General features: G+C 54.9%; 11 protein-coding genes and 1 pseudogene. 10 read left to right on the top strand and 2 right to left on the bottom strand.

Going from position 1 to position 12,564, the window contains the following annotated elements; genetic code table 11:
• Positions 1 to 68: 68 nt before the first annotated feature.
• The 9 genes from ACZOF8_RS00060 to yaaA all read left to right on the top strand — a co-directional run bounded on the left by ACZOF8_RS00060 (position 69) and on the right by yaaA (position 8,605).
• On the top strand, positions 69 to 566 hold the full coding sequence (locus tag ACZOF8_RS00060) for an HD domain-containing protein (protein ID WP_154487882.1): 498 nt from the start codon (positions 69 to 71) through the stop codon (positions 564 to 566).
• 3 nt (positions 567 to 569) lie between these two features.
• Positions 570 to 1,694 (top strand): flagellar basal body-associated FliL family protein, encoded by a 1,125-nt coding sequence (locus tag ACZOF8_RS00055; RefSeq protein WP_441373883.1) that lies wholly within the window; start codon positions 570 to 572, stop codon positions 1,692 to 1,694.
• Between the two features lie 16 nt (positions 1,695 to 1,710).
• Positions 1,711 to 3,282, top strand: a complete 1,572-nt coding sequence (locus ACZOF8_RS00050; RefSeq protein WP_022486848.1) for a DUF4127 family protein — start codon at positions 1,711 to 1,713, stop codon at positions 3,280 to 3,282.
• 51 nt (positions 3,283 to 3,333) lie between these two features.
• Positions 3,334 to 4,632 carry an amidohydrolase gene (locus tag ACZOF8_RS00045; RefSeq protein ID WP_022486849.1) on the top strand — a complete coding sequence of 433 codons (1,299 nt, stop codon included), beginning with the start codon at positions 3,334 to 3,336 and terminating at the stop codon, positions 4,630 to 4,632.
• Between the two features lie 372 nt (positions 4,633 to 5,004).
• Complete coding sequence (locus ACZOF8_RS00040) at positions 5,005 to 5,526, top strand: hypothetical protein (protein ID WP_487426390.1); 522 nt, start codon at positions 5,005 to 5,007, stop codon at positions 5,524 to 5,526.
• Between the two features lie 2 nt (positions 5,527 to 5,528).
• Positions 5,529 to 5,963 carry an HD domain-containing protein gene (locus tag ACZOF8_RS00035; RefSeq protein WP_154487880.1) on the top strand — a complete coding sequence of 145 codons (435 nt, stop codon included), beginning with the start codon at positions 5,529 to 5,531 and terminating at the stop codon, positions 5,961 to 5,963.
• Positions 5,964 to 6,000: 37 nt separating this feature from the next.
• Complete coding sequence (locus ACZOF8_RS00030; protein WP_487426387.1) at positions 6,001 to 6,903, top strand: tetratricopeptide repeat protein; 903 nt, start codon at positions 6,001 to 6,003, stop codon at positions 6,901 to 6,903.
• Between the two features lie 494 nt (positions 6,904 to 7,397).
• Positions 7,398 to 7,853 (top strand): thioredoxin-dependent thiol peroxidase, encoded by a 456-nt coding sequence (gene bcp / locus ACZOF8_RS00025; RefSeq protein WP_022486596.1) that lies wholly within the window; start codon positions 7,398 to 7,400, stop codon positions 7,851 to 7,853.
• Positions 7,850 to 8,605 (top strand): peroxide stress protein YaaA, encoded by a 756-nt coding sequence (gene yaaA, locus ACZOF8_RS00020; RefSeq protein WP_022486595.1) that lies wholly within the window; start codon positions 7,850 to 7,852, stop codon positions 8,603 to 8,605. Before bcp ends, yaaA begins: the two co-directional genes overlap by 4 nt.
• A gap of 468 nt (positions 8,606 to 9,073) precedes the next feature.
• Here yaaA and ACZOF8_RS00015 read toward each other — a convergent pair.
• Together ACZOF8_RS00015 and ACZOF8_RS00010 are read right to left on the bottom strand one after the other, a co-directional pair.
• Positions 9,074 to 9,790 (bottom strand): annotated as a pseudogene (locus ACZOF8_RS00015) (Rpn family recombination-promoting nuclease/putative transposase); the annotation flags it as partial.
• Positions 9,791 to 10,187: 397 nt separating this feature from the next.
• Entirely contained in the window at positions 10,188 to 11,153 is a 966-nt protein-coding gene (locus ACZOF8_RS00010; RefSeq protein ID WP_487426384.1) for a hypothetical protein, read from the bottom strand.
• Between the two features lie 892 nt (positions 11,154 to 12,045).
• On the opposite strand from ACZOF8_RS00010, the gene ACZOF8_RS00005 reads away from it, so the two are divergent.
• Positions 12,046 to 12,564, top strand: a 519-nt coding sequence (locus tag ACZOF8_RS00005) for an HNH endonuclease (RefSeq protein WP_487426383.1), incomplete at its 3' end; no start/stop codon positions are given.

The following is a 12,564-nucleotide window of genomic DNA, read 5'->3' as shown; positions in this document are numbered from 1 at the left end:
GCAACAGCCCCTTTCTTTTTCCCCCTTCTTCCCCTATAATATCCCTATCAGAAAGGTCGTGATCATTTATGGAACCATTGGAAAAAATCGCCCGGGCTGCCATTGTCTATGATGCAGGGGATCCCCGGCGGATCCATCATCTTTTGAAAGTCCATGCTTTTGCCCGGCTGATCGGGATGGGGGAGGGGCTGGATCCCCGGACCCTGTTCCGGCTGGAAGCCGCCGCCTATCTCCATGATATCGGCATCCACGAAGGAGAACGCCGGTACGGCCACTGCACCGGGAAGATCCAGGAAGAACTGGGCCCGGACATTGCCCAGCCCATCCTGGCAGACGCCGGCATCACCGGAGAAGACGCAGAACGGATCAAGTGGCTCATCGGCCATCATCATACCTATGCCAGCATCGACGGCCCGGACGCCCAGATCCTGGCGGAAGCGGATATGCTGGTGAACCCCTACGAAGACGGAGATAACCGGCAGCAGGATGAAGCCCTGTATCAGCGGCTGTACAAGACGGAAACCGGGAAGAAGTTGTTCGAGGAGCTGTATTTGAAGGACCGATAAATCATGACAAAACAGCAGACCGCCGGGAATCCTTCGCCGGATCCCCGGCAAAAAGAACAGGAGCAGGCACAGGCCCGGCGCCGGAAAAAGAAAAAAATCGCTCTGGGGGCGGCCCTGGCGGTGCTGATCGGGGCCGTTTCCGGCTGGTACTTCCTGTACTATATCCGCACCCCCCAGTATGCGGTGAAACTGATCCGGGAATCAGTGAACAAGCACGATATCGTTACCTTCCAGGACCATACGGACCTTACGAAAGTGGTGGACAAGGGGTATGATGCCCTGCTGGCCGCCCAGGGGGAAAATGACGTGGAGGACGGTTACACCGAAGGGGAAAAGGATGAAATCACCCGGCACCTGGAGGAATTGATCCACAATGCCGTCCTGACCGGGGACTGGACCGATTCCTACCGGAAGACCCACCCGGACAAGGTGCTGCCAGTGGACTGGAATGCCCTGAAGGTGAAGGACATCCAGCCCGGGGCCAGCTATCCCCAGGACGCCCTGGTGAACGTCCAGCTGGATAATCCGGCGGTGGGCACGGATACCCTGGTGCTCCACATGCAGAAAAATGAAAAAGGGGACTGGCAGCTGGTGGAAATCACCAACCTGAAAGGGTATTACGGGAAGATCCTCCAGAAAAATCCCCGGACCAAACAGACGAAACAGGCGGCAGGAGTGGCCGGAGCCGTGCTCCAGGCGGCCCAAGGACTGGAAGACACCCCCCTGGCTCCCCTCTATGAAGCAGTCCGGGACAAGGTCCAGGAAGCCACTGGCAGTGATGAGCCAGCAGGGGGCAGTGGGACACAGGGAGGCACCCGGCGGAAAAGTGCCGGCAGCCAGGGCACCGTTCTGCCTCCTGCGGTCCAGGGACCCGGAACCACCAGCCCGGAAACCCTGGAACAGCAGCGTCAGGCCCTCCAGAAGGCCCTGAACAGCCCCCTTATAGGCAAAGTGGTAAGGACACTGGTGGACCACCAGGATGAGATCCTGGCCAAACTGGACCAGCTGGCCCAGGCTGCCCAGAACGGCCAGGGAGATGCCGCCATCCAGCAGGAAATCAGCAAATACCAGGGCCAGCTCCAGACCATAGCCAAGATCCTGGATCTGGCGGCCAGATGGATGAATTAGAAAAAGAGGTGCAGACTTGGGCTGGTGTAAACGTTTTGGTGCTTTTGTTGTGCTGCTGATGGGTGTTTGTGCACCGGCGGCAGCGGAGAAAATCCTTTTCATTCCCCTGGACAACCGTCCCGTGTCCCTGGCCTATACGGTGGACAGCTTCCGGAAGGCAGGGGTCCAGGTGGTGACCCCGCCGGAGAAGTTCCTGGCCAGCGACCGGCAGAACGGGGACCCGGACAAGCTGGCCCAATGGCTGGACCAGGAAGCCCGGGGAGCGGCAGGAGCGGTGGTGTCCACGGACAGTCTCATTTACGGGGGCCTGGTGCCTTCCCGGACTCATGAACTGGATCCGGCGGTGCTGGCCCAAAGGGCCAATGCTCTGCTGGCCTTCAAAAAGCGGCACCCGGGAGTGCCCCTTTACGGCTTTGCCACGGTGATGCGCTCCCCCAAGTGGAGCAGCGCTCCGGCGGAACCGGCTTACTATGCCCAGTACGGGCCTCAGATCTTCCGGTGGGGACAGCTCCGGGACAGAAAGCGGCTGGGGATCCTCACCCGGAAGGAGAAAAACGAACTGAACCAGGTGGAACAGGCTCTGCCCCTGGATATCCGCCGGGATGTACTGGAACGCCGGGGAAAGAACCTGTTTGTGCTGAAAGGGCTTACCCGGGGCCTGGAAGCAGGGAAAATGGACTATTTCCTCATCGGACGGGACGATTCCGCCCCCTATTCCGAAGCCCATAAAGATGCGGCGGACCTGGAAAATTTCGCCGACCCGGCCTTCCGGTACAAGTTCCGGAGTTTTTCCGGGGCGGACGAACTGGGGATGGTGCTGCTGAACCGGGCCCTGAACAAGGCACGGGGAGAGACCCCTCTGGTATACGGCTGGTACAATGGGGGCACCGGAGCCGCCACTGTGGCCAGTTACGAGGACAGCCCCATGGGCACCAGTTACCGGCAGCATGTGCTGGCTGCAGGAGGATACCCGGCCCGGACGGACAAGCGGGCGGACCTGGTGCTGGGGCTCTATACCCCGGGGGACGGGGTGACCCTGGGTGCGGATTCTGCCGCCAACGGACCGGATCTGGATGAACAGGGCCAGCAGTTCCTGGCCACTGCCCAAAAGTACGTCCGGCAGGGACGGAATGTGGGGATCGCCGACGTGGCCTTTGGAAACGGAGGCAGCACCGCCCTGGTAAAGGGCCTGCTGACCGGGGAACCGGGGCAGGAGCCTTTGGGGTACCGGCTGGGGTCCTACGCCGGGTGGAACACTGCCAGCAACAGCCTGGGATACGCCCTGGGCCAGGGGATGCTCCGGCCGTATCTGAGCGACCGGGACCGGCAGGACCTTTTGACCGTCCGGTACCTGGACGACTGGCTCTACCAGAGCAAAGTCCGGCAGCAGGTGCGCCAGGAACTGATCTGGCCCCGACAGTGGACGGACGGAAAGCTCACCGATGCCCAGACCGCCCAGGCGGAAACCCTGGTCACCGAAAAAATGCTGAAAGAAGGAGTGCCCCTCCTGGGCAAGCGGCCGGAACAGTACCGGTACAGCCTGCCCTGGCACAGGACCTTCGAAGTGGCAGTGAAGAGGGCAGAGTGAAGAGTGAAGAGAGCTAGAGACTGTTCAAATATATTCAGGGAGGATAAAACCATGACCTATTATGAGGAAGCTTTGGCAATGAAAGACGAAATGATCCAGCAGAGACGGGATCTCCATGCCCATCCGGAAACCGCCTGGACTGAATTCCGCACTACGTCCATCATCGCCACAGAACTGGAAAAACTGGGATATGAAGTGAAAATGGGCGCCGACGTGCTGGACGACAGTGCCCGGATGCTGGTGCCCGACGAAGATACCCTGAAAAAATGCGCCCAGCGGGCCATCAAGGAAGGGGCCAATCCGGTGCTGGTGGACCGGATGAAAGGGGGCATGACCGGCTGCGTGGGGATCATGCACTTTGCCAAACCTGGTAAAACCGTAGCTCTCCGGTTCGACATCGACTCCCTGTTCGTGGCCGAGGACCCGGCACCCAGCCACCGGCCCAGCGCCTTGGGGTTCCAGTCCAAACACCCCGGGCTCATGCACGCCTGCGGCCATGACGGCCATGCCACCATTGGCCTGGCCGTAGCCCGGCTGGTGGCTGCTCATAAGGACAAAATGGCCGGTACCCTGAAGATCTGCTTCCAGCCCGGGGAAGAAGGGGTGGTAGGGGCCAAGAGCATGGTCCAGAGCGGCATTGTGGACGATGTGGACTACTTCCTCAGCGGCCATATCGGTCTGGGGGATTACAACGACGGATCCCTGGTGTGCATGACCAAAGGGTTCCTGGCCACCGACAAACTGGATGCGGAATTCACCGGGGTGCCCAGCCATGCAGGCGCCGAACCGGAAAAAGGGAAGAATGCCCTTTTGGCCGCTGCCCAGGCTGCCATTTCCCTCCACACCATCAGCCGCCACAGCGGTGGTTCTTCCCGGATCAACGTAGGGGTCCTGGAAGCCGGCACCGGCCGGAACGTGGTGCCCGCCAACGGTCTGATCAAATTCGAGACCCGGGGAGAAACTGCCGAAATCAACGACTTCATGGCCAAAGAAGCCAGACGGATGTGCCGGGCCGCTGCCATGCTCTATGATGTGGACGTAAAGATCACCCCCCGGGGCAGCGCCACTTCCTCCAACTCCTCCAAGGAGATGGGAGAAGAAATCTATGATTTGGTGAAATCCCAGAATCTGTACCAGCATGTGGTAAAGGAACAGAAAGTCAGCGGCAGTGAAGACTGCTGCTACTTCATGAGCCGGGTCCAGGAACACGGCGGCCAGGCCGTCTACATGCTCTACGGCACCAAAGAAGCCGCCGGCCATCATCAGAGCGATTTTGATTTCAACGAAGACGTACTGCCCCGCACCGCCGCAACCATCACCCTGCTGGTGGAGCATTTTGGGAACAAGTAAGAGTGCAGAGTGAAGAGTGAAGAGCGGGCCTGTGGCCTGCCCCTACGGCGTCAGGGTCGGATGAAATGATCCCAGAAACGGAATTTTCGACAATTCCGTTTCTGGGATTTTTTTTGGATCGATTGATACCAAGGTTGTAGGGGCTGCACCCAGGGGAACCCGTCCCGGCCGCCGGTTTTTCCATGCAAGGCCAAATGGCCAGGCATTTGGCCTCCATGTGCAGTTCTGTGGGCTGTCTCATGGATGGGTCACTTTCCTTTGATTGTTAAAAAATATCTGTCCCCTTTTTTCCCCATTGGATGTCTTATAATAAGAAGAGAGAAAGCAGAGAACCAAGGATCCAAAGAGAGATTTCTATAGGAGGAATGGAGTATGGAGAGCCAATTGCTGGATCAGTTCGGAACGCGGCACTGTGGGGTATTCCTGGGGGTGGATCCCGAAAATCTGGAAGCCCTGAAGCGGTGGCTGCGTCTGGTGAATTTTCGCTGTGAATGGGTCTGGGGCGGACGGGAGCCCTGCTGTCAGGTACTGGTCCATATGAATGCACTGTACCGGCCGGTGTTGGAACGGCTGGGCCCTGCCATGAGCCGGCGGTTTGGGCAGAAAGGAACCCTTTTTGCCGACGAAAACGGCCAGGCCTGGGAATTTTCCCAAAAGGGAGACAAGGGCAAAGCCCTGGGACCACTGACACCCCAGGTGCTGGATCGGTTTTACAGCAGCCTCCTGGGGGAACCCTTCCACTTTCAGGGGTTCCGATTCATGTACACGGTGAATACCGGAGTGCCTGCCATCATCATGGCCCAACATGTCCATGAGCTGATGGAAAAATATGAAGACTGGGATGTACGGTTCCTGGAGAGAATGGGAAATCCAAATGTGAATAAGGAGTGGTGAAAATGGATAAACTGGTATTGGCCTATGAAGTGGCAAAGAAATTCCACGCCGGACAAAAGGACCGGGCCGGGAAAGACTACATTTATCATGTGAAGTTCGTATCGGATCAGGTGCTTCCCCTGGGGGAAGAATATGCCCTGGTGGGGATGCTCCATGATACCCTGGAAGATACGGCCATGGACCGGGGAACCCTGGAACAGTTGTTTGGGAAAACCGTGGCAGATGCGGTGGCCCTGCTGACCCATGACAAGAAGGTGCCCTATCTGGAGTATGTGCGGCAGATCAAAGAAAGCGGGAATCCCTACGCCATCGCCGTGAAAAAGGCGGACCTGCGGAACAATATGGACCTGACCCGGCTGCCGGAAGTGACGGAAAAGGACCGGAAACGGGTGGAAAAATACCGCAAAGCGTACGGGATTTTAAGTGAAGAGCAGTAGGCCGACAGAGAGCTGGGCATCGCAGGAGGTTCAGACTATGGAGAGCAAAGCAGGGGAAAAAGTAAAGCAGGCAGATGCAAAGGAACAGCTGGGGAAAGAAACTTGTGAACTGGATCAACTGTTTTTGAATCTTCCAGCTGGGGAGGCTTATCCTCAAATCCAGGCGAAAGCCTGGGATGGCTGCGGCCGGGCTCTTTTTCTTCTGGCTCTGTACCTGGATGGAGGATATGGAACCTTCTTCCTGGATGAGGGACTGGCCCGGTCTTACGCTTCTGCGGCTTCCCGGGCCGGGGATCCGGTGGCTCCTGCCTTTGGCGCATTGAAAGACCTGCCCGGCCTGGGCGAATCCGTCCGGGTGTTCGTCCGGCAGAGAGAAAAAATCCGGGCCCGGGCAGCAGAAGGAGACTTCCTGGCACAGTATTATCTGGGAATCATGTACGCCTATGGAGAAGGCGTGGATCCATCCTATGAAGAAGCTCTGATTTGGTTCGGGAAGTCCGCTGCCCAGGGCTTTGCAGCGGCCCAGCTGGCCATGGGTTCCTTTCTCCGGCTGGTGAGTGAAGAGAAAAATGAAAGCTGGCGGGAGAAACGGCTGGCATGGTATCAGAAAGCCGCTGCAAAAGGCCATGCAGAAGCCCAGGTGCGCCTGGCCCAGGAATACCGGCTGCGCTGCCATGACCTGGAACAGGCCGGAATCTGGTATGAGAAAGCCGCCCGACAGGGCCATCCCGGGGCCTGTGAAATCATGGGACACTTTTGGGAAAGTGGATACCTGGGCCAGGCAGACCCTGCCCAGGCCCTGGTCTGGTATCGGAAAGCCTGGTTACGAGGCAGCCTCAGCGCCTGCAATGCCATTGCCAGACTGTACGAAGAAGGCAGGGGTGTTCCCCAGTCATGGAAACAGGCAGCAATGTGGTATAAAAGGTATTGGGGGAGATAGAAAGTTTGTGAAATGGGGTGGGGACTTTCAAGTCTCCGGGATTTAAAAGGAGACCATCTGCCGGAGGCAGATGGTCATGAGCTGACAGTCACTAGTCTCTAGTCTCTAGCGGAAGGAGGGAACCCGCCGGGCGGGTTCCTGGGAACGTATAAAAAGCGCAGGCCGGGATGGGCGTGCCTTTGGCGCGCCCCTACGGCGTTGGGGTCGGATGTTGGATACAACGGTCACAGGAACGGATTTTTTGACAACCCCGTTTTTCTGATTTCCTGCTGGTCCTCTGACCCCAACGTGGTAGGGGCTCCCCGCAGGGGAGCCCGTCCCGGCCGCCCAGAGGGCTATACGTTCAACGGCAAATGCCCGGCATTTGCCATCCACAACGACGAACGACTCACGATGCACCAAAAGGCCTCCGGATTTTCCGGCGGCCTTTTCCGATCCATTCTATGTTATAATATCTTCCAAATAAACTGAGTGTTTTCAAGGAGGGGTTTGCCATGCTGGAAATTGGAACGGCGGCACCGGATTTTACGCTTCCGGATCAAAATGGGGACATGCATTCTTTGTCCGACTATCGGGGACAGAAAGTGATCCTGTATTTTTATCCACGGGATAATACCCCCGGCTGCACCAAACAGGCCTGTGCCTTTGGAGAACTGTATCCTCAGTTCCGGGAGAAGGGGGCTGTGGTACTGGGGGTCAGCAAGGATTCGGTGGCTTCCCACAAAAAATTCCAGGATAAATACGGTCTGCCTTTTACCCTGCTTTCTGATACGGAAAAAAACGTGCTCCAGGCCTATGACGTCTGGAAGGAAAAGAAGCTGTACGGAAAGGTATCCATGGGCGTGGTGCGCAGCACCTATCTGATCGATGAACAGGGAATCATCGTTAAAGCTATGGGAAAAGTGAAACCGGCAGAAAATCCCGCCCAGATGCTGGAGGCGCTGGAATGAGGATCATCATTTCCCCGGCCAAGAAAATGCAGGTGGATCTGGAATCGGGGTGCTCCTGCACCCCGCCTTCTTTTTTGAAGGAAACCCGAAAACTGCTGACCTGGCTCCGGGGCCTGTCTTTTGAGGCGCTTCAGAAACTGTGGGCCTGCAGTCCGGCCCTGGCAGAAGAAAATTATGCACGGCTCCGTCAGATGGATTTGGACCGGGAGGTTACGCCGGCGATCCTGGCTTATGAAGGGATCCAGTACCAGTACATGGCCCCTGCTGTGTTCGAAGACGGACAGATGGACTGGGTGGGGGAACGGGTCCGGATCCTTTCAGGATTTTATGGAGTGCTGCGGCCCTTTGACGGGGTGGTCCCCTACCGGTTGGAAATGCAGGCCAAGGGGGCACCGGAAGGGTCCCGGAACCTGTATGAGTTCTGGGGAGACCGGCTGTACCGGGCCTGCCGGGATGAGGACGGGGTAATCATCAATCTGGCATCCAAAGAATACAGCCGGGCAGTCGAAGCTTATTTGCAGCCGGGAGACCGGCTCATCCAGGTAATCTTTGGAGAATGGGCAGGAGACAAGGTGGTCCAGAAAGGGGTCTATGTGAAAATGGCCCGGGGAGAAATGGTCCGGTATCTGGCAGGCAAAGGAGCGGCAAAGCCGGAAGACATGAAAGGGTTCTGCTGGAGCGGCTATGTCTGGAGCCCGGAACTGTCCCGGGATGACCGGTATGTGTTTATTCGGGATGACAGGGCGGAGTGAAAGAGAAGTCAGAAACGGCCTGCTGCTTTTCCGTCTCACGCCGATGGAGACCATCTGCCGGGGGCAGATGGTCATGAGCTGACAGTCACTAGTCTCTAGTCTCCAGCGGAAGGAGGGAACCCGCCGGGCGGGTTCCTGGGAACGTATAAAACCCGGAGGCCGGGACGGGCGTGCCTGTGGCGCGCCCCTACGCCGTTGCTGTCATATGTTCAAGCCGATGGTCACAGAAACGGAATCTTCGATAACTTCGTTTCTGTGAATTTCCGTTGCATCTCTGATCCCAACGTGGTAGGGGCTGCCCGCAGGGAAGCCCATCCCGGCCTGCGTTTTTTTATGTTCAAAGGCAGATGTGTGAGCATCTGGCATCCGAAACGACTCACGACGAACGACCAACGATGAACCAAAAGGCCGCCGGATTGTCCGGCGGCCTTATCATTGGGAAGGAAAACGCCCTGAGCGTTTTCTAACCTACAGCAATCCATGCAATTTTCCCAGTTTCTGGATCTGGTCCAGAGAGTAATGGGTGATCCGGGAAATGGTCTCCATGGGGATCTTTTCTTTCAGCATGGCAACAATGTTGGCTTCCCGTTCTTCCTGGCGGCCTTCTTGTATGCCTTTCTGTATGCCTTTCTGCATACCTTGTAGCATACCTTGCCGCATACCTTGCCGTATGTCTTTTTCTTTCTGGCGTCTTTTGAATCCACCACTTAAAATAATCATATATTCTCGCCTCACTTTATCCATACTCTTTACCAGATGGACTTCCTGATCCAGGCTTTCCACGAATTTTCCTTTTGCCGCTTTTCCATCCACGTACCGGAGAAAAGCGGCAATCTCAGGATCAACCGCATTTTCGCTGCCTTTACTGTTCAGGAACATCCTGGTTTCCTCATCTTTTAATTTTACCCTGTTATCTTCCTGACAGCAATGGGTAAATGTGTAAATTGGCAGATTCCGATGGAACGGGTCGAACGTGCAGATAAAGATTACGTGGGACGGGTTCAGTTCTTCATAGGGTTTGCCTTTATCCAGCAGTTCCCCATCAATCAGACTCTGGTAGAAACGGCTGCGTTTGGCCAGATCATTTCTGGGGGAGTTGGTGCACTGCATCTCGATGTCGTACACGCGGCCTTCTTCGTCTTCCACATATACATCAAGACGGATGCTTTTGCCGTCCAGCCGGAGGTTGACGGTCTTTCTGCCGGAGGCCGATGGTCATGAGCTGACAGTCACTGGTCTCTAGTCTCTAGCAGAAGGAGGGAACCCGCCGGGCGGGTTCCTGGGAACGTATAAAAAACGGAGGCCGGGATGGGCGTGCCCGGGGCTCGCCCCTACGCCGTTACTGTCATATGTTCAAGCTGATGGTCACAGAAACGGAATCTTCGATAACTTCGTTTCTGTGAATTTCCGTTGCATCTCTGATTCCAACGTGGTAGGGGCTACCCGCAGGGGAGCCCGTCCCGGCCGCCGGTTTTTCATGTTCAAAGGCAGATGCGTGAGCATCTGGCATCCGAAACGACTCACGACGAACGACCAACGATGAACCAAAAGGCCGCCGGATTTTCCGGCGGCCTTTTCCAATCTAAAGCAATCCATGCAATTTCCCCAACTTCTGGATCTGTTCCAGAGAGTAATGGGTAATCCGGGAAATGGTTTCCATAGGGATTTTTTCTTTCAGCATGGCGACAATATTGGCTTCCCGTTCTTTAAGGCGGCCTTTTTGTTCACCTTTCTGCATGCCTTCTTCCAGGATGGATTGTCCGTATGTACACATGGTGTCCGCCTCCTTTTTCATCTCTACCGTCATGGGGATGTGGTAGTCCTGTTCCAGAATCCCCCGTTTTTCTTCTGGCTTTATTTCCGGTGTCAACAGCACACTCAGAAGTTTCAGGATACCCTTCTGGGGACTTTCATGGTTCCCCAATCCGAGGACTGCCATCGTTTCCATATCATATTCCATTTTATCATATTTTCCCGCACCCACCAACGATTTTGGCTCCAGGGAAAATACAGTCATGGTATTTTGCCAGGCTTTGGGTACTTTGATACAAATCCAGATGGAATAGACCTTTTCCAGTTTCCCATAGTCATCGCCGAAGAACACGGTTCCTTTCTGCCGGGAAATAAGCCGGCTGGAATAGTAGACGGCCCGTTTCAGTAGGGGGTAACCAGGGTTCCAGCGGTTCTGGTTTTCCACATTGACGATAATCTGACAGGTTTCGTTGGTTTTGGGCAAACGGGAGGTGAAAAGGATATCGTATAGAACAACTCCCTCTGTCACACTCTTGTCTGCGGTACTGTCACCAATAATCTTGCCAGGTTCCTGGTTCTTCACGTCCTGGTCCACGGCAACGGTTCGGACTTGTGGAGTGTCTTCCAGGCAGTCCATGATTTCTTCAATGGAACAGTCCTGGTAGTCCTTCACCGTATCCCGAAGCAGCCAGGCCAGGATGGGTTTGTTGGCCAGCAGCCGGCAGCAGGCGGTGTCGAACCGTTCGATCATGGAATAACTGGTGAGTTCCTGGGCAATGATGGTTTCTTTCTGCAACTCGTCACCTTCTTTTGCTGTATTTTGTAAGGGTCATGGGTTCAGCATAACATGTATGTTTCTGTATAGGCAATACCCTGCAGGATGAAAGGTAGTTTTTGAGCAGTGAATGAATTAGAAGATTGAAAAAGACGTAAAAACACCCAATCAAAGATGTTAAAATAAGGGTGAAAAGCGGCAAGGCGCCTTTCCGTCTCACGTCTCACGCCAAAGGAGACCATCTGCCGGAGGCGGATGCTTTTGAACGAATGAAAAAACTGGCGGCCAGGGAAGGGCGTACAGGGGTACGGGGAACATCGAAAATCCGGCGGAACGGGCGGATCAGGCGGGATCGTTTCGCGACCCTGGGTCCGCACCCTACGGATTTTTAACGGAACCTCCGACAAGAAGCCGTAGGGAATGATCGGTTCAACGAGAATCTCCGACCCCAACGCCGTAGGGGCTGCCCGCAGGGGAGCCCATCCCGGCCGCCCAGGGGGCCACGATGAACGACCAACGAGGATAAGAAAGGTGATTAAGTGTTTAGGTGGTTAAGTGTTTAAGTGGTTAGGGTCGTTGAAACGGGCTGCCTGTCTGGCGTCAGCACGACCCGTTTGACAAGCAGAGAAAAAGTTCGACTCAAATCACTTAGCCACACAGCCACGCAACCACTTAGCCCCTTAGCCGCTGCCTGCCAGACCCTTTACAAGCCAACTGCCAATTTCTTATAGCCTGCCCAATTGGTTAGAGATAGCGGCCGCGGATCAGGATGCCGGATATACTTAGGCACTGTATTGCATGGCCAGGGTTTTTAGAGATAATTTGTTATGCTATAATGGATTCAGATATCAGATTTTATGAATTTTTAAAGTTATATTTTATTGTTCATAAGACGATTGGAAGAATATAGCATATGAATATACGAAAAAACTGGGATGAAAAGGAAACCTTAATAGCCCTTGCGTTATTTTATGCTGTGCCTTTTGGACAAATTACTTCGGGGAATCCATTGCTGCAGAAGGTTGCCAATAATCTGGGGAGAACGCCTGCTGCGTTGGTTATGAAAATGTGCAATCTGGCACATTTTGATAAAGAACTGCACGATCGAAATGTCAGTGGGTTATCTCATGGAAGTAAGATGGATAAAAGAGTATGGGATAAATTTGGGCAGGACTATACTCTTTTGGCTAAAATCTATAATGAACTTTGCGGTAATAGCGATTATGCGGAAACTAAATTTCATATAAAGGAAACTTTGGGGATAGAAAACAGTGGATACGATACAGAACGAATTGCTAAAGAACGGGTAGGACAGAATTTTTTTCGGACTGCAGTATTAAGTGCTTATGACTATCGGTGCTGCATTACAGGAATTAATGTTCCGGAATTTTTAATAGCTAGCCATATTAAACCTTGGGCGGAAAGTGAAAAT

It is taken from the genome of Acidaminococcus sp. (assembly GCF_057597765.1).
The sequence above is the reverse complement of the archived record's forward strand: the minus strand, read 5'-3'. Positions and strand labels throughout refer to the sequence as shown.